Source organism: Sphingobium sp. (assembly GCA_035196065.1).
In the GTDB taxonomy this organism is placed as follows: Bacteria; Pseudomonadota; Alphaproteobacteria; order Sphingomonadales; family Sphingomonadaceae; genus Sphingorhabdus_B; species Sphingorhabdus_B rara.
Genome location: CP136575.1, coordinates 1238583 through 1262426, shown reverse-complemented (window position 1 = coordinate 1262426; position 23844 = coordinate 1238583). Strand labels below are relative to the sequence as shown.

The 23844-nt window shown below is 58.0% G+C and carries 25 protein-coding genes; 15 read left to right on the top strand and 10 right to left on the bottom strand.

What is annotated here, in order from left to right:
• The first annotated feature begins 50 nt into the window (after window positions 1-50).
• The 7 genes from aroQ to RSE16_06025 all read left to right on the top strand — a co-directional run bounded on the left by aroQ (window position 51) and on the right by RSE16_06025 (window position 7409).
• Complete coding sequence (gene aroQ, locus RSE16_06055; protein WRH77027.1) at window positions 51-491, top strand: type II 3-dehydroquinate dehydratase; 441 nt, start codon at window positions 51-53, stop codon at window positions 489-491.
• Window positions 492-530: 39 nt separating this feature from the next.
• Complete coding sequence (gene accB / locus RSE16_06050) at window positions 531-992, top strand: acetyl-CoA carboxylase biotin carboxyl carrier protein (protein ID WRH77309.1); 462 nt, start codon at window positions 531-533, stop codon at window positions 990-992.
• 9 nt (window positions 993-1001) lie between these two features.
• Window positions 1002-2351 (top strand): acetyl-CoA carboxylase biotin carboxylase subunit, encoded by a 1350-nt coding sequence (gene accC / locus RSE16_06045; GenBank protein WRH77026.1) that lies wholly within the window; start codon window positions 1002-1004, stop codon window positions 2349-2351.
• Window positions 2352-2488: 137 nt separating this feature from the next.
• Window positions 2489-3277: an RcnB family protein gene (locus RSE16_06040; GenBank protein ID WRH77025.1), complete on the top strand. Its 789-nt coding sequence runs from the start codon at window positions 2489-2491 to the stop codon at window positions 3275-3277.
• 114 nt (window positions 3278-3391) lie between these two features.
• Window positions 3392-4663 carry an amidohydrolase family protein gene (locus RSE16_06035; protein WRH77024.1) on the top strand — a complete coding sequence of 424 codons (1272 nt, stop codon included), beginning with the start codon at window positions 3392-3394 and terminating at the stop codon, window positions 4661-4663.
• A gap of 85 nt (window positions 4664-4748) precedes the next feature.
• Entirely contained in the window at window positions 4749-5465 is a 717-nt protein-coding gene (locus RSE16_06030; protein WRH77023.1) for a 2OG-Fe(II) oxygenase, read from the top strand.
• Window positions 5466-5588: 123 nt separating this feature from the next.
• Window positions 5589-7409: a DUF885 domain-containing protein gene (locus tag RSE16_06025; GenBank protein ID WRH77022.1), complete on the top strand. Its 1821-nt coding sequence runs from the start codon at window positions 5589-5591 to the stop codon at window positions 7407-7409.
• Window positions 7410-7445: 36 nt separating this feature from the next.
• Here the strand turns inward: RSE16_06025 and RSE16_06020 are convergent, their stop codons facing one another.
• Window positions 7446-7988, bottom strand: a complete 543-nt coding sequence (locus RSE16_06020; protein WRH77021.1) for a winged helix DNA-binding protein — start codon at window positions 7986-7988, stop codon at window positions 7446-7448.
• A 217-nt stretch (window positions 7989-8205) separates the two neighbouring features.
• On the opposite strand from RSE16_06020, the gene RSE16_06015 reads away from it, so the two are divergent.
• A complete protein-coding gene (locus RSE16_06015) occupies window positions 8206-9258 on the top strand; it encodes a fatty acid desaturase family protein (protein ID WRH77020.1) in 1053 nt (350 codons plus the stop codon).
• Here RSE16_06015 and RSE16_06010 read toward each other — a convergent pair.
• The 4 genes from RSE16_06010 to RSE16_05995 are packed head-to-tail and all read right to left on the bottom strand — an operon-like array spanning window position 9236 to window position 12855.
• Complete coding sequence (locus RSE16_06010; protein ID WRH77019.1) at window positions 9236-10216, bottom strand: magnesium and cobalt transport protein CorA; 981 nt, start codon at window positions 10214-10216, stop codon at window positions 9236-9238. The genes RSE16_06015 and RSE16_06010 overlap by 23 nt on opposite strands.
• Window positions 10213-10701 (bottom strand): DUF3291 domain-containing protein, encoded by a 489-nt coding sequence (locus tag RSE16_06005; protein ID WRH77018.1) that lies wholly within the window; start codon window positions 10699-10701, stop codon window positions 10213-10215. Before RSE16_06005 ends, RSE16_06010 begins: the two co-directional genes overlap by 4 nt.
• A gap of 43 nt (window positions 10702-10744) precedes the next feature.
• Window positions 10745-11272 carry a DUF1003 domain-containing protein gene (locus tag RSE16_06000; GenBank protein WRH77017.1) on the bottom strand — a complete coding sequence of 176 codons (528 nt, stop codon included), beginning with the start codon at window positions 11270-11272 and terminating at the stop codon, window positions 10745-10747.
• Window positions 11269-12855, bottom strand: coding sequence for a lysine--tRNA ligase (locus RSE16_05995; GenBank protein ID WRH77016.1), 1587 nt, complete (start codon window positions 12853-12855; stop codon window positions 11269-11271). The genes RSE16_06000 and RSE16_05995 overlap by 4 nt, the downstream gene beginning before the upstream one ends.
• A 45-nt stretch (window positions 12856-12900) precedes the next feature.
• Between RSE16_05995 and RSE16_05990 the strand changes: the two genes are divergently transcribed.
• The 6 genes from RSE16_05990 (at window position 12901) to RSE16_05965 (ending at window position 20210) form a co-directional block, all read left to right on the top strand.
• Window positions 12901-15648 (top strand): ATP-dependent DNA helicase, encoded by a 2748-nt coding sequence (locus tag RSE16_05990; protein ID WRH77015.1) that lies wholly within the window; start codon window positions 12901-12903, stop codon window positions 15646-15648.
• Window positions 15645-16190, top strand: coding sequence for a histidine phosphatase family protein (locus RSE16_05985; protein WRH77014.1), 546 nt, complete (start codon window positions 15645-15647; stop codon window positions 16188-16190). The genes RSE16_05990 and RSE16_05985 overlap by 4 nt, the downstream gene beginning before the upstream one ends.
• Before the next feature lie 80 nt (window positions 16191-16270).
• Window positions 16271-17698: a circularly permuted type 2 ATP-grasp protein gene (locus RSE16_05980; GenBank protein WRH77013.1), complete on the top strand. Its 1428-nt coding sequence runs from the start codon at window positions 16271-16273 to the stop codon at window positions 17696-17698.
• Window positions 17698-18639: an alpha-E domain-containing protein gene (locus tag RSE16_05975; GenBank protein ID WRH77012.1), complete on the top strand. Its 942-nt coding sequence runs from the start codon at window positions 17698-17700 to the stop codon at window positions 18637-18639. The genes RSE16_05980 and RSE16_05975 overlap by 1 nt, the downstream gene beginning before the upstream one ends.
• Window positions 18632-19438 carry a transglutaminase family protein gene (locus RSE16_05970; protein WRH77011.1) on the top strand — a complete coding sequence of 269 codons (807 nt, stop codon included), beginning with the start codon at window positions 18632-18634 and terminating at the stop codon, window positions 19436-19438. Before RSE16_05975 ends, RSE16_05970 begins: the two co-directional genes overlap by 8 nt.
• Before the next feature lie 37 nt (window positions 19439-19475).
• Window positions 19476-20210: a proteasome-type protease gene (locus RSE16_05965; protein WRH77010.1), complete on the top strand. Its 735-nt coding sequence runs from the start codon at window positions 19476-19478 to the stop codon at window positions 20208-20210.
• Here the strand turns inward: RSE16_05965 and RSE16_05960 are convergent, their stop codons facing one another.
• From RSE16_05960 to rpmF, 5 genes are all read right to left on the bottom strand, one after another.
• Window positions 20211-20591: a MerR family transcriptional regulator gene (locus RSE16_05960; GenBank protein WRH77009.1), complete on the bottom strand. Its 381-nt coding sequence runs from the start codon at window positions 20589-20591 to the stop codon at window positions 20211-20213.
• Window positions 20592-20597: 6 nt separating this feature from the next.
• A complete protein-coding gene (locus RSE16_05955; GenBank protein ID WRH77008.1) occupies window positions 20598-20888 on the bottom strand; it encodes an integration host factor subunit alpha in 291 nt (96 codons plus the stop codon).
• A gap of 102 nt (window positions 20889-20990) precedes the next feature.
• A complete protein-coding gene (locus RSE16_05950; protein WRH77308.1) occupies window positions 20991-21947 on the bottom strand; it encodes a beta-ketoacyl-ACP synthase III in 957 nt (318 codons plus the stop codon).
• A gap of 8 nt (window positions 21948-21955) precedes the next feature.
• Window positions 21956-22963: a phosphate acyltransferase PlsX gene (gene plsX / locus RSE16_05945; protein WRH77307.1), complete on the bottom strand. Its 1008-nt coding sequence runs from the start codon at window positions 22961-22963 to the stop codon at window positions 21956-21958.
• A gap of 68 nt (window positions 22964-23031) precedes the next feature.
• Window positions 23032-23208 (bottom strand): 50S ribosomal protein L32, encoded by a 177-nt coding sequence (rpmF, locus tag RSE16_05940; GenBank protein WRH77007.1) that lies wholly within the window; start codon window positions 23206-23208, stop codon window positions 23032-23034.
• Between the two features lie 197 nt (window positions 23209-23405).
• Between rpmF and RSE16_05935 the strand changes: the two genes are divergently transcribed.
• Window positions 23406-23801, top strand: a complete 396-nt coding sequence (locus RSE16_05935; GenBank protein ID WRH77006.1) for an MAPEG family protein — start codon at window positions 23406-23408, stop codon at window positions 23799-23801.
• Window positions 23802-23844 lie beyond the last annotated feature (43 nt).

Genomic DNA, 23844 nt, shown 5'->3' with positions numbered 1-23844 from the left:
CATATAGGGACCAACCGTATTTCAACGCAAGCACCTCCGGGGAAAATCGCGTGTCGGACACAGCGCTGGTCTATATTCTTAATGGCCCCAATCTCAACCTTCTCGGAACGCGAGAGCCGGAAATCTACGGCACAGACACGCTGGACGATATTGCAGGCCGTCTTGACGACCAGGCACAGGCGCTGGGGCTGGAAATCGATTTTCGCCAATCGAACCATGAAGGCCATCTGATCGACTGGCTACATGAAGCGCAGGCGGTGGGCGCAAAAGCTGTGCTTTTGAACGCAGGCGCCTATACCCACACCTCGATTGCGCTGCATGATGCCATTAAATCGATCAAGGTGCCGGTGATCGAGGTGCATCTTTCCGACCCGAAAAAGCGCGAGGAATTCCGTCATTTGAGCTATGTTGGCATGGTGGCACACAGTTGCATCGCGGGGCATGGTGCAAAAAGCTATGAACTCGCGCTGGACGTAGCGGCGCGTCTCTGATTAAAGCGCCCCAACAATAAGGGTTTCAGGAGTAAAATGATGAACGGCAAAACCGGCGGCATGCAGGTCGATACCAAATTGGTGCGCGAACTGGCCGAATTGCTGAACGATACCGGCCTGTCCGAAATCGAGGTCGAGGATGGCGATCGCAAGATCAAGGTCGCGCGCACCATCAACGCAGTGGCGGCCGCACCGGTTGCCGTGGCCGGGCCCGCAGCAGCGCCCGCGCCGGTCCTTCCGGCCGAAGCCGCGCCTGCCGCTATTCCGGCAAATGCGGTCAAATCGCCGATGGTCGGTACCGCCTATCTGACACCGGAGCCCGGTGCAGCGCCCTTTGTCAGCGTAGGTGACAAAGTCTCCGCTGGTGCAACACTGCTCATTGTCGAAGCAATGAAGGTAATGAACCCGATCACCGCGCCCAATGGAGGCACGGTGAAAGCCGTCTTTGTCGAGAGCGGCCAGCCGGTCGAATTCGACCAACCGCTGATGGTTATTGAGTAAGCGCAGACCATGGGCATCGAGAAAATCCTGATCGCCAATCGCGGCGAAATTGCGCTTCGTATCCATCGTGCGGCCCATGAAATGGGCATCAAGACCGTCGCTGTGCACTCAACCGCAGACGCTGATGCCATGCATGTGCGTCTAGCCGATGAGGCGATCTGCATCGGCCCGCCGGCTGCAAAGGATAGCTATCTCAATATCCCGGCGATCATTTCGGCAGCGGAAATCAGCGACGCAGACGCGATCCATCCCGGCTATGGCTTCCTGTCTGAAAATGCACAGTTTGCCGAGATTGTCGAAAGCCACGGACTGGCCTTTATCGGTCCCAAGCCCGAACATATCCGCACAATGGGCGACAAGGTCATGGCCAAGAAGACGGCCGGCGCGCTTGGTCTGCCATTGGTTCCAGGGTCGGACGGTGCAGTTTCGGAAATCGGCGAAGCAAAGGCCATTGCCGAAGCCGTCGGCTATCCGGTGATCATCAAGGCTGCATCCGGCGGCGGTGGTCGCGGGATGAAAGTGTGCAACAGCCCCGACGATCTCGAAACGCTGATGCAACAAGCGGGCAGCGAGGCCAAAGCCGCCTTTGGCGACGCGACGGTGTATATCGAAAAATATCTGGGCAACCCGCGACATATCGAATTTCAGATTTTCGGCGATGGCGAAGGCAATGCAATCCATCTGGGCGAACGCGATTGTTCGCTGCAGCGCCGCCACCAGAAAGTGCTGGAGGAAGCCCCCTCACCCGTGATTAGCGCCGCCGAAAGGGCGCGCATGGGCGGTATCGTCTCCAAGGCGATGGCCGATATGGGCTATCGTGGAGCAGGCACGATCGAGTTCCTTTGGGAAAATGGCGAATTCTATTTCATCGAAATGAACACGCGCATCCAGGTCGAACATCCGGTCACCGAAATGATCACCGGTTTCGATCTTGTCCGCGAACAGATTCGCGTTGCCGAAGGCCGCGGCCTGTCTGTAACACAGGATATGCTTGAATTTCGCGGCCATTCGATCGAATGCCGCATCAATGCCGAAGACCCGCGCACATTCATTCCTTCACCCGGTGAGATAAAATATTATCATGCAGCAGGCGGGATGCATGTCCGCGTCGATAGCGGCATGTACACCGGCTATCGCGTGCCGCCTTATTATGACAGCATGATCGCCAAGCTAATCGTCTATGGCCGCACCCGCGAAAGCTGTATGATGCGTATGCGCCGCGCGCTTGAGGAAATGGTGATTGACGGCGTCAAGACGAACATCCCGTTGCATCAAGATCTGCTGCGCGATCCCGACGTCATCAATGGCGACTATAGCATCAAATGGCTCGAAGACTGGCTCGCGCGACAGGAAGGCTGATCGACGGCACTGATTGCTGTTCATCTAAACGCCACCTTTCCTGAACATTACTGCTTCATTCAGCCTCAAGACAGCAAACCTGCGCAATAAGCCCAGTTAAGCGATGGCATATAGCCGCCGCGAACTGGGAATTTGAGATGAAGACAATTTTGCTGACCAGCCTTGCCACCGCGCTCGCGCTGACTCCGGCAGCTCATGCGATGAAGGACCGTGCCGGTAGCGCCACATCTGCGGAGGATTCGGCCGAGTATAAACGCAGCGAAGGCCGCAAAGACGGCTGGTCGAGAGGGCAACGTCAAGCCGACGGACAGGATGCGCAAAAAGGGCAGCGCCAGCGCGGCTGGCGCAGCGAAGATGACCAGCGCGACGATGATGACAACCGGCGCGGCGGCTGGAATGGTCAGGCGAGCCCACAGATACCGCCAAGCGGCAGTTGGAACCGCGGCGAAGAGCGGCGCGAGGCAGGCCATGACGATGACCGGAGCAATGACAACCAGCGGAACCGGCGCGGTGACGATGACAGCTGGCGCTATCGCGATGACAATGATCGGCGCGACGATGACGGGCGGTGGGATCGTTATGGCCGCGATGGCCGTTATGACCGGCACGACAATGATCGTTGGGATCAAGGTTGGCGGAACGAACGGCGTTATGACTGGCGCGGACATCGCGAACGCTATGGCAGCTATTATCGACCCGGACGTTATTATGCGCCCTATCGCAGCGACCGTTATCGCCGTCTCAACATCGGCATCCATATCGGCGCGCCATTTTACTCAAGCCGTTACCGGATAGCCGACCCTTGGCGTTATCGCCTTCCCCCGGCGCAGGGACCCTATCGCTGGGTGCGCTATTATGACGACGTTCTGCTGGTTGATGTCCGCCGCGGATATGTCGTCGATGTGATTAACAACTTCTTCTGGTAATCCTGATCCTTCCAGAAGTTGCGGGCTCGGGGAACCTGTTTCCCGGGCCCAATTTTTTTGCTTGAACAGCCAGTCTCGGCGGCGCAGACGGATGTAAATCTTCGGGAGGAATATATGATCCGCACGCTTCTGTTTGCTGCAACCGCTTGCATTGCTCTCACTACGCCGGCTCTTGCCGACACCAAGGTGGTTCTTGCGGGCAACCTGATCAGTGATCCAGCGCAAGGTGCGACCGGCCCCGCAACGATCACTGTGACCGACGGTCGTATCGTCAAGGTCGAAAAAGGCATTAATCCCGCAGCTGTTGCAGGTGCTGAAGTCGTGGACCTGTCGACCAAAACCGTTCTTCCAGGCCTTATCGACCTCCATGTCCATCTGACGAGCGACCCCGGCGGTGATTATCGCAGTGAGGCCGTCGACAGCGATGAATGGGCGACGCTGATCGGCGTCAAAAATGCCGCGCTCACGCTCAATGCCGGCTTCACCACCGTACGTGAGGCAGGATCGGCACAGAACACTGCCTTTGCCTTGCGCCGCGGCACCAATGAAGGGATCCTCTGGGGGCCCAGGATTGTCGCTGCAGGACCGGCGTTGTCGATCGTCGGCGGACATGCCGATGTCAGCGGTTTTCGCCCGGAAGTGCTGATCGCGCTTGATTCTGGCTACACCTGCACCGGCGCGGATCAATGTTCCGAAAAAGTGCGTAAGGCATCGAAAATGGGTGCGGACATCATCAAAATCACGGCGACAGGCGGCGTTTTGTCGCAGCAAGGACGCGGTCTTGAGGCGCATTTTAACAATGACGAATTGAAGGCCATCGCCGATACGGCCCACTCGCTTGGCCTAAAGGTCATGGCACACGCACACGGCGCCCGCGGGATCGAGGCGTCAGCTGTTGCCGGTATCGACACCATCGACCATGCGACCTTCGCAGACGAAGCTGCGCTGAAGGCCATGAAGGCCAGAGGTACAGCGCTGGTCCCTACATTGATGGCGCTTGAAGGCGTGCGGGCGCGCATTGGTAGGGGCATCTATACCCCGACGGTCGAGGTTAAGGCGCGCGAGGCGCTGGAGGCTGCCGGCCGTCAGGTGCAGCAGTCCAAGGCCATGGGCGTAACGGTCGCATTCGGCACCGATGCGGGCGTTTTCGAACATGGCCGCAATGCGGGCGAATTCGCATTGCTCGTCAAGAACGGGCTGACGCCCGTAGAAGCTGTCGCCAGCGCCACGACCGTTGCGGCAAAAACGCTGGGCATGGAAAATGAAATCGGCCGAATTGCACCAGGCTATTCTGCGGACCTGATCGCCGTTTCGGGCAACCCGTTGCAGGATGTCACCTTGCTGGAAAAGGTCGAGTGGGTCATGGCCCGCGGACGCACAAAATAACTCTCAACGCCGCACCGCCACTCGATTATCACCGGGTGGCGGTGCTATCGGATAGGCGAATCGCATGATCGGGAGCTGCGTTTGAATGTTTGCCGAAGTTGAATCTGGCACCCCAACAAAGTTCGATCCGAACAATGATCCGGCAAAGCTTGCCAAGATTGGCGCATTTGTAACGCGCCGACTTGATTCCAATCCGTTGGTCCAGAAGGTCGACGTGCCGGAACTGCAGCTATACATCTACCAGGGCTTCCTCGGCAAAAGGGAGTGCAATCTACTCATCCGCAAAATTGATGCCGATGCCGTTCCCTCCACCTTGTACAAGGGCACCGAACAGGCCGGATTTCGGACCAGCTATAGCTGCCATCTCAACCGCTGGGATGCCGATGTTGCCCGTGTCGAGGCACGGATGAGCGACACGCTCGGCATCGAAAATGATTATGCTGAAACGATGCAGGGGCAGCGTTATACAGTTGGTCAGGAATTCAAATCGCATCATGATTTCTTCCATCCCAGCCAGGACTATTGGCTTCACGAAGGGCCGCGGGGCGGGCAGCGCAGTTGGACGGCGATGATCTATCTCAACGAACCCGACGATGGCGGTGCGACCGAATTTCCGCATGTCAGCATCGGCGTACGTCCTCAAGCGGGTACGATGCTGATCTGGAATAACATGAAGCTGGATGGCACGCCCAATTACAAGTCCCTGCACACAGGGAGCCCCGTAAAGCAGGGGGTGAAACATGTGATCACCAAATGGTATAGACAGAATAACTGGCTCGAACTCAACACCGCGACGGCGTGACCTTAGGCGTTTGCGGACAGGGCTAGGGCCTCTGTCGAAACTGACTTGTTCCAAAGCTCCGCCTCTGGCGCGACATTGCACATACATCATTGCGGCATAGTTGCCGCCCAAGGAGCATTTGCCATGAAATTGACCCCGAAATTTCTGCTTTCCGTGGCGCTTGTCGCGCTCGCTGTCCCGGTCGCCGTGCCGGCCATGGCGCAGGATACGATCAAGGCCGAAGCAGCGCAGCTGACCGAGGGTGAGAAGCTTGCCAAGGTCTTTGCCGATGACGATGAGGCGAGCCTCAAGCGGAACCCGTTGAACGCGCTGTTCCGCGGCGACATGCGCTATGCCGACCGGCTGGGCGACTTCATGAGCGACGCCTATTTCGACGCCGAGCGCAAGGCAGCAAATGATAATATCGCGGCACTGGGCAATATCGACCGGGCCAAACTCAGCCCGACCGACAAGATCGCCTATGATGTTTTCATGCGTAACCAGAAGGACGCGATCAAGGGACTTTCATCGCCTTATTTTGAACTCTCAGTGGTGCGACCGATCAATCATTTCTTCGGCTTTCACACCTTCTATCCCAATTTCGCCAGCGGCCAAGGCGCAGCCCCGTTCAAGACCCGCGTGGACTATGAAAATAATCTGAAGCGCCACAAGGAATTTGTCGTGATGCTCGATCGCGCGATCGGCCGTTTCCGCGAAGGGATGGCGTCCGGCGTGGTCGAGACCAAAATGACCGTCTCGAACGTCATTGACCAGCTTAATACCCAGTTGAAGCAGCCGGCGGAAGAATCACCCTATTTCGGTCCGACCAAGAATTTCCCCGCGGACTTTACCGATGCGGAAAAGGCAGCATTTACGGGGCAGTATCGCGACGCGATAGAAAAGGACATTTACCCTGCCTACACGCGCCTGCGCGACTTTCTGAAAAATGACTATCTGCCCGTTGCACGCGAAGGGCATGGCCTGAAATATATGAAGGACGGAGATCAGCTTTACAGCTATCTCATCGAGTCAACCGTCACCCTGCCGATGCGCGCCGACGAAATCCACAATATCGGCCTATCCGAAGTTGCCCGCATCAAGGGCGAGATGGAAAAGGTGCGGACCGAAGTGAACTTCAAGGGCACATTGCCCGAATTTTTCGACCATCTGCGGCATGATCCCAAATTCAAAATGGCCAGCCGCGAGGCACTGACCCAAGGCTATTATGACATCGGCAAAACGGTCGATGCGGTCATCGGAACGCAATTCAAATATCTGCCCAAGGCCCCGCTCGAAATCCGGCCCTATGAAGAATTCCGCGAGAAATATGAGGCAGGCGGAAGCTATCAGCAAGGCACCCCCGACGGTTCACGACCGGGCATTTTTTATTTTAATGCATATGACCTGCCAAGCCGGACCACGCCGGGCATGACCACGCTTTACCTGCACGAGGGCGCACCGGGGCACCATTTCCAGATCAGCATCGCACAGGAAAATGAAAAGCTACCCGCCTTCATGCGCTTTGGCGGCAACACCGCCTATGTAGAGGGCTGGGCACTCTATGCAGAGACGCTCGGTTATGAAATGGGGCTCTATACCGATCCCTATCAGCGGTTCGGCACCCTGTCGGACGAGATGTTGCGGGCGATGCGGCTCGTCGTTGACACCGGCATCCATTCGAAGGGCTGGAGCCGCGAACAGGCGATCGACTATATGCTCGCCAACAGCGACATGGGTCGGACCGATGCGACCGCAGAGGTCGAACGTTACATCGCAATACCCAGCCAAGCGCTGGCATATAAGATCGGCGCGCTGACGATTTCGCGACTGAAGGAAAAGGCCAAGACCGAACTGGGCGCGAAATTCGACGTTCGCGAATTCCATAACGAAGTGCTCAACACCGGCGCCTTGCCGCTGACCGTGTTGGAAAAGAAGATCGATGACTGGATCGCATCAAAAAAGTAAACCGCTCCGCCGGGAAGGCGTTGGCCTTCCCGGCAATCAGCATGATATGCCAAATTGGGATTCCACCTCGGAAAAATGCCAGCCCATGGCCGTAATCGCCTTTTCGGTCAGTTCAATATAGGCACGGCGGCCGTCTAACGGGTCAGCCCGGCGAACCACAAGCCCGGCATCTTGGAGCATTGCAATCCAACGCAACGCCGTTGTTTGCGGTGCACCCAAGGCAAGGCAGAGTGAGCTGATCGAGACCCGTTCATTTTCCAGCCTAGCCGCAGCGAGATCGAGCAGCATGTCCCATGCAGGATCCGAAAACAGATCCGCACCGAAAAGCGAGGCCCGTTTGCGTCGTTGCCGGATTAACCAGCGCAAATGGCGTGCGTCCGGCAATTTATGCGACGCATCTCGATCAAGCGCCGCCGGCGCAATCGAATCGATCGCTTTGAATAGAGGCGCGTGATTTTCGGCTCCGCCAAGCAGTTCGCGCCTGATCCAATCAGCCTGAGCCTCCACAACTGCACGCAAAGTGGAAACTTCGCGATCCAGTGCGTCAAGCCTCTTTTCCCATCGACCTTGGTGCAACATCCTCCGTCTTCCTTCGTCGATGCGGCCCCTGTTTCCCCGACAACATTGATTTTCCTGATACGATACAAAAGATTCGTTAATCGATTCATGCGGCAACTTTTACATTATTCTACATTAGTTTAATTCAAAGTTCTGTCCGATCCAGCCGAGGAAAATCCTGCCTTCAGACCTTCGTTATGGAATTGGCAGCCCGGTAACCATGATGTATGCAGATTAGATGCCCGCAGTGAAAGCCGCCAATCCCCGCAAAATTTTTGCGCCAGAGGAATGGGCAGCGCTTACCGCCATATCGCCGTTCAGGGGGCCATGGCTGGTCGTCCATGGCTGGCTTGTTGCCGCACTCGCAGCCTTTGGCGGCGCATGGGCATGGCAATTCCACTGGATTGCCGGGCTGTTTGCAACACCGATTGCGCTCGCCATTATCGGCGGCCGGCAACTGGGGCTGTCGATCCTGATGCACGAGGGCGCGCACGGATTGCTGCACCCCGACCGCAAGATCAACAACTGGCTGGGCCAATGGCCATCAGGCGCTGCCACGGGCAGCGACCTCTACGCCTATCGCGCCTATCACCTCACCCACCATAAATTCACACAGCAGCCCGAGGACCCTGATCTATCGCTATCCAAGCCCTTCCCGACAAGTGGAGCGAGCCTGCGCCGCAAGGTAATACGCGATCTTTCCGGTCAGACCTTTTTCAAGCAGCGCAGCCACCAATTCGCCGCGGCTTGGCGCGGATTAAAGGCCATGTTGCGCCGCGAAAGCAGCTCAGGTGGGCGTGACACCAGCGCCGGTCGCGCCTTCAACCTGCAGAGCCGCAATGGCATGGATGCGCCTGTCTCAAACATCGACGGCGCGAAAACTACCGCGCGCACGGTAGCGCGTTTTCTCCTGGTGCAGACCATCGTCTTGGCGGTCTCGCTCGCCCTTTGGGGCTGGACGCCGTTTCTGTTGTGGTTCGCTGCGTTGGCAACAACCTTCCAGCTTTTCCTGCGCATCCGCAACATCGCCGAACATGCATGCACCACGACCGGCAGCGACGATCCGTTCAGCCACGCCCGAACGACCTATGCCGGGTTGATTGAGCGCACCACAGTGGCACCCTACTGGGTCAACTATCATAGCGAACATCATCTGTTCATGGGCCTGCCCTGTTACAATCTGCCGGACGCCCATGCCTTGCTGGGCGCAAGTGGCTATCATGAGAAAATGACGATCGAACCCGACTATTTGGCGGTGTTGCGTCGGGTCACAGCCATCCCAGCCGCTTGAACCTGATGAACAACCCGGTGCAGATGGTCAGCATCGCGCCCACAACGATGAAATAGCCATAGCGGCTTTCCAGTTCGGGCATGAATGCGAAGTTCATCCCGTAAATTCCCGCGATTGCAGTCGGCACCGCGAGGATCGCAGCCCAAGCTGCGAGTTGGCGTGTAATCACACCTTGTCTTTGTTGTTCCAAAAGACCGCTGGTCTCAATCACACTGGTCAGCGTATCGCGCAAACCAGCAACGCGGTAATTCACACGCCGGACATGGTCTGCAAGGTCGCGGAAATAGGGATCGATATCATTGTCCAACTGCGGCAGGTCAATGTTGACGAAGCGGATTGCAAGATCTTCCATCGGGCCGAGGATTCGCTGCAGCCGGAACAGGTCACGACGCAGCGTGAACAAACGTGCAGTCTGCGCCCGGTCGAGGAAGTTTTCGAGCGCCTTGTCTTCCATCGTGAGCACCTGTTCGTCCAACAGATCGATCACCTCAAAATAGCCATCGACGATGAAATCCAGCAGCGCGTGGAGGACATAGTCCGGGCCATGCTTCAAGAGCCAAGGCGTCGCCTCCAACTGTTTGCGGATTGGAGCATGGCCGCGGATCGAACCGTGACGGACAGTGATGATGAACTGCCGACCGAGAAAGATCGCAGTGTTGCCATAGGCGATGCGCGCTTCCCCGTCCGTCCCTTCCAAATGGATGGTGCGCGCCACAATGAATAATGTTTCGCCATAGCTTTCCATCTTTGGCAGATGCCGCGGATCCAGCGCGTCCTCAACCGCGAGCGGGTGGAGACCGAAATGCTCTTGGATCGCCTTGATTGTCGCAGCGTCGGGATCATGCAGTCCGATCCAGACGAAATCCTCCTTGCGTTCCAGCTTGGGGATGGGCTTGGCGAGATCAAGTTCCGTCAGCAGCCGGCCGTCGCGATAGATGCGGGCGGCGATGATGCTCATGCACATTCATCCAGCACCGGCCGGACAGGCGTCCCATCGGGTGCATCGAAATTTTGTTTGAATGTAAATGCTTGCTGCGTGGAACCATTGGCACGAAGAAGTTCGATCGCCCCCATACCTTCCGCCACCGAAGGAATGTGCCCGGCAGGCACCCACCAAAGTGCCTGATATATGTCCATCTGTTCCAGCCATTCGCGGCGTCGGCGCATGATCGCCAGATGATCCGGATTGCGATAGACGAATGCGGCAAGCGAATCGATGTCGGTCCATACCGACATATTGACCGCCAATCTTGGGTCGTCAGGAATGGCGTCGATGCTGATCGCATCATTGCCTTCGCCAATTAGCCGCCAGACAAAGCCGGGGGCAGCGTCGGCCTGCGCATTGACATGGTCAAGCGCATCCATGAAACCTGCATTATCGGGATGGTCTTTTGGCTGCACGAAGCGCGCGATGTTGATCTGCGCAATGTGATAGCTGCTCATGCCATTCCTTCCGACTATCCTGTTCCGATCTTGATCGACGAGATCATTTTGCGTCTCCTGCGGGACGCACCTCGACCAGTCGCGCGACGTCGCGTTGCAACAGGTTTATCTTTTCGTGCAGCCGGATGATTTCCAGTTCCGCGCGCAGATTCACCTCATAGTCATGCGCCGCCGCCTGTCTGTCCTTTTGTCCCTGCCGGTTCTGGCTCATCATGATGATCGGCGCCTGAATTGCTGCCAGCATCGAAAGCATCAGGTTGAGAAATATGAACGGGTACGGATCAAAGCCAATGTCGAGCGATTCGAATAATCGGCTGTTGATCAACATCCAGCCGAACAACACCACTGCGAAAGCGATGATGAAGCCCCAACTGCCGCCCACGGCGGCAACATGATCTGCCAGCCGCTGGCCAAAGGTCGAATCTTCGCCATGCGGCACATCGAGATTGCGGCTCGTTATCTCGCGGTGGTGGATGCTTTCAAGAACGCGGCGTTCGGCACGCGAAAGGCTGTCTGCGGTTTTGCCCAGTAGCTGGACAGCCAATTCATCGACCGAAATGCCATTCGTCATCCAAGCGCCTCCGCAATCAGTTTGCGACTGTTGGTGATGCCATATAGCGCGATAAAGCTGCCCATGCGAGGGCCGGCACTCGACCCGAGCAACGTCTCATACAATGCCTTGAACCAGTCGCGAAGATTTTCAAAACCGGCGGTCTTGCCGATTTCATAGACGATATTCTGGATATCCTCGGCCGGCGTGTCCGCTGCCAGTTGCGCAAGGGCCGCATCGAGACGCTTCAGCGCGTCAATCTCGATCCCTTCCGCCGTACGACGTTGCAGCGTCGGCGCGACATGATCGCGGTTATAGGCCAGCGCCAAATTAATCAGGTTCGCCAGTTCGGGATGCGTGGCGGCGGTCGCATCGGGCGCATAATTGGCGAGATAGCCCCAGACTTGGGGCGCAGTTGCATGCGGGCCCATCACGCCCGCCAGATTGAGCAGCAACCCGAATGTGACCGGCGGAACCTCTGCCGGCACTTTCGAGCCATCAGGGCCGTTGTGGATATGGTGGACAGGGTTACCCAGCTTCTTCTCAATCTCCTGTCCGCCATAGGTGGTGCGGAATTGAAAATATTCGTCAACCGCGCGCGGGATCACGCCAAGATGCAGCTGCTTTGCGCTTTTCGGTTCGCGATAGGCGTAAAAGGCCAAGCTTTCCTCGCTGCCATAGGACAGCCAATCTTCGAGGCTGAGGCCATTGCCCTTCGACTTCGAAATCTTCTCGCCTTTTTCATCGAGGAACATTTCATAGATCAGTCCATCCGGCTTGCGCCCGCCGAGCACCTGCGCAATCTTACCCGACTGGATACCGCTATCGGTCAGATCCTTGCCGTACATTTCATAGTCGACGCCCAACGCGACCCAGCGCATCGCCCAGTCAACCTTCCATTGCAACTTCGCCTGCCCGCCCAAGATCGACTGGGTGATAGTTTCGCCCTCATCTTCAAAGGACACCAATCCAGCCTCGGCATCTATGACTGTGATAGGCACCTGCAGCACGATGCCCGATTTGGGACTAACCGGAAGCACTGGGGAATAAGTGGCGGCACGTTCCGCGCGCAGCGTCGGCAGCATGATGTCCATGATCGCCTGATAATTGCGCAAAACGCCCTTCAGCGCTTCGTCGAACTGTCCGCCTTCATACATGGTCGTAGAGGAGACGAATTCATAGTCAAAGCCGAAGCGGTCGAGAAATTCGCGCAGCATCGCGTTGTTGTGATGCGCAAAACTCTCAAATTTGCCGAAGGGATCGGGAATACGCGTCAGCGGCTTTCCCAGATGTTCAGCGAGCATAGCCTGATTGGGCACATTGTCCGGAACCTTGCGCAGGCCATCCATATCGTCTGAAAAAGCAACAAGCCGGGTCGGCATATCGGTCAGTTCCTCAAGCGCGCGGCGCACCATCGTCGTGCGGAGCACTTCGTTGAAAGTCCCGATATGTGGCAGGCCGGACGGGCCATAACCGGTTTCAAAGAGGATCGGAGCGCCGCCAGCCTTGCCTTGCGGATAACGTTTCAACACCTTGCGCGCCTCTTCATAGGGCCATGCCTTGCTTGCCAAGGCTGCCGTGCGAAGGGCGGGGTCGACGCTCATTTACATGTTTCCTTTTCGTTCCGGAATTGCCAAATAGGCTGGATAATGGCCTATCCCCTAGCCTTTCCTGCGCTGCATGCAAGCCATGCCGGTATCTGGATAGCAACGCCTGATGGCGAAACGCGGCGCGTGGGTAAGGCAGAGGCTGTTTCCCGTGCAGCAGATACGCCGCACATTTTGCTCAACGCTCCGCTGGTTGCCCAACGATTGGGCTACCCCGAATTGTCGGGGCTGGATTTGCTAGAACTGTTTGCCTTTGTACACCCTGCCCGCTTCGTCGTTCCGACGGCTAAAGGCTTTGCGGAGGCGCTGCAGATTTCGCGCAGTTCCGGGGAAGACCTGCGCGACGAAACTGTTCCCCAACTGCTGGTCGCTGCCGCCAGCAAACTCCTCACAGCCCTCAGTGAGACTGCGTGGCCCGAACGCGAAGGCGCATGGGATGCGGCGCAGGCCTTGGCGCGTCTCCACTGGAGTTGGGGTCGCGTGGTCTGCGACCAGGTGCCGCGTCCCCAAAGCAAGGAAGCTTGGCTGTTTTCCAGATTGCCGGAATGGGATGAGGCACCGCCGCGCACGCCACCGCGATCGGTCCAACTGGATCGGAGCGCGGTCGAAGCACAACTTGCACGGCTGACGGGGCAAGGCGCGGAAGTGCGCGAAGGCCAGCGCGCTTTTGCACAAGCTGCAGCCACCATTTTCGATCCGCGCCGCCGCAAGGGCGAACCCAATATGTTGCTGGCCGAGGCCGGCACCGGGATCGGCAAGACGCTGGGCTATCTCGCGCCCTCCTCGCTTTGGGCGAAAGAGGCTGATGGTGCCGTCTGGATTTCAACCTACACAAAGGCCTTGCAACGCCAATTGGTCAGCGAGGCACGCCGAATCTATCCTGACGACCAAGAATTTCGCGACAAGGTAGTGGTGCGCAAGGGCCGCGAAAACTATCTGTGCCTGCTCAACCTTGAAGACGCACTGCAGGGCGGGTTTGCCGGGCGTGCGGCTATCCTTGGACATCTGGTGGCGCGCTGGGCAGCCTACACGGCCGACGGTGACATGGTGGGCGGCGACCTACCCGGCTGGTTACCCACGCTGTTCCGCCGCAACGGCAGCACGGCCCTGACCGACCGGCGGGGGGAGTGCATCTATGCCGGTTGCCCGCATTATCGCAAATGCTTCATCGAACGCGCATCGCGCGCGTCGGCGCAAGCCGATCTTGTGATTGCCAACCATGCGCTGATGATGGTCAACGCAGCGCGCGGACGCGAAGAGGCCAGCCGGCCCAGCCGCATCATCTTTGACGAAGGCCATCATCTTTTCGACGCTGCAGATTCCACCTTTGCCGCAGCTTTGACTGGCACTGAAATGATCGAGATCCGCCGCTGGGTTATCGGGCCCGAGGGCAAAGCGCGCGGCCGGCGGCGTGGCCTTTCCGCGCGGCTTGCCGATGTTGCCAGCTATGATGACGAGGGCGGACTTGCGATCGAAGCAGCACGCGTTGCGGCCGAAGCCCTGCCCGCAGAGGGATGGCTGGGCCGAATTCAGGAAGGCGTCGCTTCGGGCCCTGCAGAACAGATGCTGTCGGCCGTCAGGCGAACAGTGTTTGCCCGCGACGAAGGGCAGGCGGAGAGCGGTTACGCACTGGAAACCGAATATGCCAATCTTGACGCGCCACTGATTGAATCGATTGCCGAACTGATGAAGGCGCTGGAGGCGCTGGTCAAACCGCTGACGATATTGGGCCAACGGCTGGAAATGATTGTCGAAGACGCGCCCGACTGGCTGGATGGTGCGGCCCGAGCGCGGATCGAAGGTGCGATGGCCAGCCTTGGCTGGCGGGTCGATACATTGCGCGGCTGGATTGCACTTCTGGGGCGCGGTGGGGGCCCTGCCGATCCCGAATTTGTCGACTGGCTGGCCGTAGATCGCGGCGAAGGCCGCGAATATGACATCGGCATTTATCGCCACTGGCTCGACCCAACCCAACCGGTGTCCCGTATCGTTCTGAAACCCGCGCACGGCGTCTTGACGACGTCCGCCACGCTGCGCAGCGGCGGCGATTGGGACAATGCCGAAGCGCGCACCGGCGCGGTACATTTTGACCATCCGGTCGAGCATTTTTCCGCGCTCAGCCCGTTCGACTATGCCCGGCAGGCCGAAGTTCTGATCGTCACCGACATAGCAAAAGGCGACATGCCAGCGCTTGCCGGAGCCTATGCCGCACTTATTTCGGCGTCGCAGGGCGGCGCGCTCGGCCTGTTTACCGCAATCCGCCGCCTGAAAAGCGTTCATGCCCGCATTGCCGACCGGCTCGCCCGCGACGGCTTACCGCTTTATGCGCAGCATGTCGATCCGATGGATACTGGAACGCTCGTCGATATCTTCCGCGACGATCCGCATGCCAGCCTGATCGGAACCGACGCGCTGCGCGACGGCGTGGATGTGCCCGGCCATTCGCTGCGATTGGTGATCATGGAACAGGTTCCCTGGCCCCGACCGGACATTTTGCACAAGGCGCGACGGCTTGCCGGCGGCGGCACGGCCTATGACGACCGCATCATTCGCGCGCGGCTGGCGCAGGCATTTGGGCGACTGATCCGCAAAACTGATGATCGCGGCCATTTCGTGCTGCTGTCCCCTGCCACGCCATCACGGCTGCTGACCGCCTTTCCGCAAGGCACACCCATTCACCGGGTGACGCTGGATGAAGCTGTAAGAAGAATTAAATCCGGTCTTTCGTCGGCAACGAATATGGGGCAGGGCAACGACGAACTGATTGCGGACGAGGATATCCCCTTTTGACGAAAACGCTCTATCTGCTGCGCCATGCCAAATCGGGTTGGGATGACCCAGTGGCCCGCGATTTTGATCGCCCGCTAAACAAGCGGGGGGAAAAGGCCGCGCGCGTCATCGGACAGTGGATGGCATCGAACGGTATCGTTTTCGAACAGGTGATCGCAAGCCCTGCCGTTCGCGTGATCGACACACTTCATGGCATATGGGCAGGCTATGGCCGAAAGATGGAACCGACCTGGGATCGTCGCGTCTATCTTGCCTCTTCAGCAACACTCCTCGACGTGTTGCGCGAAGCGAGCGATGCGCATGATTCGATCCTGATGGTGGGGCACAATCCGGGGATGGAAGATGTCGTTTTCGATCTCGTCCCCGACGATGGCAGTTCACCGCTGCGCGAAGAAGTGGAGATCAAATATCCTACAGCGGCCCTTGCCCAGCTTGACCTGCCGATCGACCATTGGGCGGATATCGGCAAGCGCACAGGCCATTTGAAGCGCTTTGTCCGGCCTCGCGATCTCGACCCGGAACTGGGTCCAGAAGACGAATGATTTTCGGGCAGTTGCCCAAAAATTGTGCAGTTGCGAAAAGCGCTTGTGCGCTGCCTTAAATTTTGTCAGCTTCCTTGGATATGGAGTTGCCCGCGCCGGCCTTTGACGAAATGTTCTGCCTCGATGGCGAGGCCCGGCCTGATTATGCCGATTATGCGCTCTGGTTCGAAAATCAGGAACTCACTCGATTGCGCCGCAAAACGGAAGAGGCCGATGCGCTGTTCCGCCGCACCGGAATCACCTTCAACGTCTATGGCGCAACCGAGGCCGAAGAGCGGCTCATTCCCTTCGATATCGTCCCACGTATAATCGGGGCGAAGGAATGGGCACGGCTGTCGCGCGGGATCGAGCAGCGTGTCCGTGCGATCAACGCCTTTCTTCACGATATTTATCACCGGCAGGAAATCATCCGCGCCGGCCGCATTCCGGAAGCACTGATTGCCAATAACCGGGCTTTCCTGCCGGCAATGATCGGCTTCACGCCACCCGGGCATATCTATACCCATATTGTCGGCATCGACCTCGTCCGAACCGAGCGTGACGAATTCTATGTGCTTGAAGATAATGCCCGAACGCCATCGGGCGTATCCTATATGCTGGAAAACCGGGAAACGATGATGAACATGTTCCCCGAACTGTTCAGTGCGATCCGCGTACGTGAAGTCGGCAGTTACCCAAAGAATTTGCGCCGGTCGCTGGAGGCGTGTGCGCCCGATGGCTGCGATGGCAAACCGGTGGTCGCAGTGCTGACGCCGGGCATTTACAATAGTGCCTATTTCGAACACGCATTTCTTGCAGACCAGATGGGCGCGGAACTGGTCGAAGGCCATGATCTACGTATCGTCGAAGGCCGGGTCGCAATGCGCACGACCCAAGGTTATCGCCCGATCGACGTGCTATATCGCCGGGTCGATGATGATTTTCTCGACCCGATGAGTTTTCGCCCCGATTCACAGTTGGGCGTTCCCGGCATCATGGATTTGTACCGCGCCGGCAAGATTACGATCGCCAATGCACCCGGCACCGGGATTGCCGACGACAAGGCGATCTATAGCTATATGCCGGAGATCATCGAATTCTACACCGGCGAAAAACCTTTGCTGGCCAATGTACCGACCTGGCGCTGTGCCGAGCCGGAAGCGCTCAAATATGTGCTGGCGCATCTGTCAGAACTGGTCGTCAAGGAAGTGCACGGATCGGGCGGCTATGGCATGTTGGTCGGTCCGGCGGCCAGCAAGGCGGAGATCGAGCTCTTTCGACGGAAACTGAAGGCGCGCCCTGCAAATTACATCGCGCAGCCCACGCTTGCCTTGTCCACTGTGCCAGTGCTCACCCGCGCCGGGTTGGCCCCACGCCATGTCGATCTGCGTCCCTTTGTTCTCGTCTCACCCAATGGCATTGAAATCACGCCGGGTGGCCTGACGCGTGTTGCCCTCAAGAAAGGCTCGCTTGTGGTCAATAGCAGCCAAGGAGGCGGCACCAAGGATAGCTGGGTGCTGGAAGACTGATGCTGGGGCGGACCGCAGGCGGTGTATTCTGGATGTTCCGTTATCTTGAGCGGGCCGAAAATATGGCGCGTCTTGTCGAGGCTGGCCATCGCATGGCGCTGACACGCGGAACTGGCTCGGACGAAGAATGGCGCTCGGTCGTGATCACCGCGGGGCTGCAGGCTGCCTATGAAGCACGGCATGACAACTATGCTCCACAGCATGTTGTCAATTTCCTGCTGCGCGACAAATCCAATCCGGCCTCGGTGCAGGCGATGCTCGACACCGCGCGCCACAACGCCCGGATGACACGGACGGCGTTGACCCGGGAGGTTTGGGAGGCAACTAACATTTTCTGGATGCGTGTCGGCGATGCTGTGCAGCGCCCGATCCGTGAAGCCGACCTGCCGGGGCTAATCGCGCTGATCCGTCAGCAATCGGCACAGGTCCGCGGCGCGCTTCACGGATCGATGCTTCGGATAGACATTTACAATTTCGCGCGCCTCGGCACATTCGTCGAGCGTGCGGACAACACGGCGCGCATCCTGGACGTGAAATATTATGTGCTGCTGCCTTCGCTGTCCTTTGTTGGGCAACCGCTCGACAATGTGCAGTGGGAAACAATTTTGCGGTCAGTATCGGCAGAGCATGCGTTCCGTTGGCTGAACGCAGGTGATACGCGGCCGGTGGGCGTCGCAGAATTTCTGATCCTCGACCAGCGCTTCCCCCGATCGCTGGCATTTTGTTACCAAAAACTGTTCGGCAATCTCTGCTACCTTGAAGAGGATTATGGCATCCGCATGCCGTCGCATGATTTGGCGCGAGAAATCCATGATGGCCTTACCCGACGCTCGATTGACGCGGTTTTCGAAAGCGGGTTGCACGAATTCCTGACCGATTTCATGACGTGCAACGGCAATCTCGCACAGCAGATCGAAACCGATTATCGCTTTTATGGCTGACCCGATGCTTTTGAAGATTTGCCATCATACCCATTACAAATTTGAACAGGCCGTGCCCTATGGCCTTCAAAGACTGCGGCTGATCCCGAAAGAGAATGCGGCCCAGCATATCCTGAACTGGTCGACGGAAATCGAAGGCGGCACAGTCGAGGCCGATTATTTCGACTATCACAACAACCATGTCCTCCTCGTCCGGATAAACGAGGGCGCACAGGAAATCTCAGTGCGATGCGATGGCGAAGTCGAGACAATCGACACCGCCGGAGTGCTGGGCCGCCATGGCGGGCATGTGCCGCTCTGGTATTTCCTGCAGCCAACCCGACTGACCGAGGCAGGGCGCGAATTACAGGCGCTCGCCAGATCCGTGGCTGGTGACGACCAGCTTCAGGTACTCCATAGGCTGGCAGCGCGCGTTCTTGAAACCGTGCGTTATGATGTCGGCCATACCGACACCGCGACAACGGCCGATGCCGCGCTCGCCGCCGGGCACGGCGTTTGCCAAGATCATGCCCATATCTTTATCGCAGCCGCGCGTTCGCTCGGCTTTCCGGCGCGATATGTCAGCGGCTATCTGATGCTGACCGACCGGGTAGAGCAAGAGGCGAGCCACGCCTGGGCGGAGGCGCATGTCGATGGTCTGGGGTGGGTCGGTTTTGACGTTTCCAACGGGATCAGCCCCGACACACGCTATGTACGGATCGCGACCGGAACGGATTATTCCGAAGCAGCACCCATTTCCGGGCTTTCTTATGGCGGCGGAGAGCAGCAGATGGTTGTCAGCCTGTCTGTCGAACAGTAACGCAGGCGCGAACGGGTAATCTGGGGGTGAAGCAGAAATGACCTATTGCGTTGGCATGAAGCTGGATTCGGGGCTGGTCTTCATGTCCGACACTCGAACCAATTCCGGCGTCGACAACATTTCGACCTTTCGCAAGATGCACGTGTTTTCAAAACCCGGCGAACGATTCATCACCATCCTGACCGCAGGCAATCTGGCTACGACACAGGCGGTGATCAGCCTGCTCGCCGAACGCGCCAAGGCCCCTGAAGACCGCAACCCTTCGATTCTAGCCGCACCCTCGATGTTTCAAGTGGCCCAGATTGTGGGGGATTTGCTGCGCGAGACGATCCGGTCGCGGGAGATGACGGGACTTGATGCCGAAACCACCTTCAATGCGACCCTGATCGTTGGCGGCCAGATCAAGGGCATGGAACCCCGCTTGTTCATGATCTACCCCGAGGGCAATTTCATCGAAGCATCGGAGGACACCCCGTTTTTCCAGATTGGCGAGACCAAATATGGCCGCCCGATTCTTGTCCGCGGTTTCCAGCCGGACATGAGCTTTGAAAGTGCGGTTAAGTTGCTGATGGTCTCGTTTGATTCCACCATGGCGGCCAATTTATCGGTGGCATTGCCGCTCGATATGCTGCTCTTGCCGCGTGACCGATTCGAACCGATGCAGCAACGGCGGATCGACGAGGACGATACCTATTTCAACCGGATATCGGACAGTTGGTCAGCCGCGCTGCGCAACGCATTTTATTCGCTACCTGATTATGTGATTGATTGATCAGGCGGCTGCCAGCGCACGGGCAAGCGTCGCCCGGATTGCCGACAGTTCAGCCTGCAGCCCTGCATCGACCTTGGGCATGAACAGGTCGGTTCTTGCTTCTGGCGACGGGGTAGCCACTGCCTGGGCCCCAATCATTGGTGCGCCACTCGCCAGAAACGACCGTGCCCCCTTTATCGTGTACCCCTGCCGGTCGAGCAGATCGCGTATCCGTTCGACCAGCCCGACATCGTCTGGCCGGTAAAGCCGGCGGCCGCCCGCGCGTTTCAGCGGTCTCAGCATGGGAAACTGCTCTTCCCAATAGCGCAATATGTGGGTTTTGATGCCCAGCCGTTCGGCAACTTCGCCGATGGTCAGGAACGCTTCCGGAGCCTTGTCCATCAGCGGTTACTTGACCTTTTGCCGCAGCCCCTGGCTGGCGCGGAAGGTAAGGACGCGGCGTGGTGTGATCGGCACTTCAACGCCGGTTTTCGGATTGCGGCCAACTCGCTGCGCCTTGTCGCGCAGAACAAAGGTACCAAAACCGGAAATTTTCACATTTTCGCCCGCGACCAGCGCGTCAATCATATGGTCAAGAATCGATTCAATCATAGCCGACGCGTCTGCGCGCGAGAGACCGACCTGGCGGTTGATAGCCTCTGCAATGTCCGCACGCGTCAAAGTTCCAGCATCAGCCATCGAATACTCCTCGATTCAAGCGCGACCGTGATTCCTCGGAACATAGTGCAATATCAGATGGATGTAAAACAGTTGGCGAAGATTTCCCCACGCGCCTGTTTATCACATTCGCACAACCGATGCCCCCCAGGTAAATCCGCCGCCCATGGCCTCCAGAACCACGATATCACCCTTCTTGATTCGCCCATCCCGAACCGCAACATCCAACGCCAAAGGTACCGACGCGGCCGAGGTGTTGGCATGTTCGGATACGGTCAGAACAACGCGTTCGGCAGGCAATCCCAATTTGCGCACGGTGGCATCAATGATGCGGGCATTGGCCTGATGCGGAACGACCCAGTCAATCTCGCTGGCCTCCATGCCCGCTTCGGCCAAAACTTCGTGCATCACGCCTGCAAGGTTGGTCACGGCATGGCGGAATACTTCACGCCCCTGCATCCGCAACTTTCCAACTGTACCGGTTGTCGAAGGCCCTCCGTCGACATAGAGCAATTCATTATGGCGGCCATCGGCATGCAGCCGGGTCGCAAGCACACCGGCTTCACCGATTTCACCCGACAGCACGACCGCGCCGGCACCATCCCCGAACAACACGCAGGTGCCGCGATCTTCCCAATCGAGCAGACGCGTCATCGTTTCGCTGCCAATGACCAGCGCATTTTTCGCAGAACCCGCGCGAATCATGCTCTCGGCGACTGAAAAAGCGTAGAGAAAGCCCGAACAAACCGCAGCAACATCAAACGCCACGCCGCCATGGTGGCCCAGCATGTCCTGAACCTTAGTTGCCGCTGCCGGGAAAGTCTGATCGGGGGTGCAAGTGGCCACGATGATCAGGTCGATATCCGCCGCCGTCATTCCCGCAGCATCAAGCGCATTGCGCGCTGCCTCTGCGCCTAACGTCGCAGTCGTTTCATCCGGCCCTGCGATATGACGGAATTTTATTCCGGTGCGCTCGGTGATCCATTCGTCGGAAGTGTCGACCTTTTCGGCCAGATCGGCATTGGAAACCCGCTCCTTCGGAAGCGCCGAACCGGTACCTTTGATGACTGCGCGCAGCATCGTCCCCGTCATTCTTCGATCACTTCCTTGCTGGAAACCTGCTCCAGATCCTGAACGATGCGGGTGGTGATATCTTCCTCGACTAAACGAGCAGCCACTTCGACAGCATTGGCCACACCCTTGATGCTGGCACTGCCATGGCTTTTCACGACGACGCCGTTCAGGCCCAGAAACACCGCACCATTATGGTTGTTCGGATCGAGATGATGGCGCAGCAATTCTGTTGCCGGACGCGAAACCAGAAATCCAAATTTCGACCGGATCGAACTGGTAAAGGCGCGCCGCAACAGGTCGGTGACAAAGCGCGCCGCACCCTCAATCGATTTCAATGCGATATTGCCGGAGAAGCCGTCGCAGACGACAACATCGCAATCGCCTCGGTTGATCTTGTCGGCCTCGATAAAGCCTTCAAAATTCATGTGCAGTTCGGGCGAGCCGCGCAGATGCTGCGCCGCAAAGCGCAGCGAGTCGGTGCCCTTCAATTCTTCGGTACCAATATTGAGCAGGCGTACACGCGGCTTTTCCGAACCGTAAAGGATCCGCGAATAGGCAGCCCCCATTACAGCGAACTGCACGAGATTGCGCGCATCGCATTCGGTATTGGCGCCCAGGTCAAGCATTACCACATCTGTATCGCCGAGCGTTGGCAGGAGTGCGGCCAGCGCTGGGCGATCAATGCCCGGCATGGTGCGCAATGCGAGTTTTGACATCGCCATCAGCGCGCCGGTGTTCCCGGCGCTTACCGCTGCAGCAGCATCGCCGGACTTTACGGCGTTAATTGCCAGCCCCATCGAACTGTTACGCGATTTGCGCAGCGCCTGGCTGGGCTTATCGTCCCCAGTCACAATTTCTGTCGTGTGCAGAATATCGGACGCAGCACGCAGATTGGGATGCTCGTCCAGCGCCGCCTTGATCTGAGCCTCATCACCAACGAGAAGAAATTTGAAGCGGTCGTGGCGGTGCCGCGCGAGTGCGGCTCCTGCGACCATCACGCGCACACCTTCATCTCCGCCCATCGCATCAATGGCGATACGCGGCGAATTGGTCACAATATCGTCTCCCGATTGGTCAGAGAGCGACCGAATTAGGCTACAGCCAGAACCTCACGGCCGTTATAATGGCCGCACGCCGTGCACACATGGTGCGGACGCTTCAGTTCACCGCAGTTCGAGCATTCCTGAAAGGCTTCTACCTTCAGCGAATCATGGCTGCGACGCATGCCGCGCTTGGACGGCGAAGTTTTTCTCTTGGGGACAGCCATCTCGGCACCTGTTCCATTTCAAAATATATAGTGTTTCTGCGGCTCTAGAGCATGTTGGCGACACTGGCAAGCAAGGCCGGAAGCGGCGCCCATACACCCAGAAGCTGCGGATGAGGGGCGGCTATTAGCGATTTTTCCGTGCTTTGCAAGGTTGCAGATGGCTGTTAGCAATGCTTTCGAACAACGGGAGGACAAACATGCTTACATTACCTATTACGCTCACGATCGCTGCGGGCGCCGCACTGGTCAATATCTGGCTCATGATCCGCTGCGGCCAAGCCCGCGGCAAAGCAAGCGTCTCGATCGGTGACGGCGGCGATGAATTTCTGATCCGCCGCATGCGCGCCCATGCCAATTTTGTCGAAAGCGCACCCTTTGCGCTGATCCTGATCGCGGCAATCGAAGCAACCCAAGGCAGCCCGCAATGGTTGTGGTGGGTAGGCATTGCCTTCATCATTGGCCGTCTGGCCCATGGCCTCGGCATGGATGGCGGCACGCTTGGCAAGGGCCGGATGGTCGGTACGCTGATCACCATGCTGACCTTGCTGGGCCTTGGTGGTTATGCGCTGTGGAGCGTTTACGCCGCCCTTTGATGATTTCCTTGCTCCCCCATCCCACAAGGATGGGGGAGAGGGG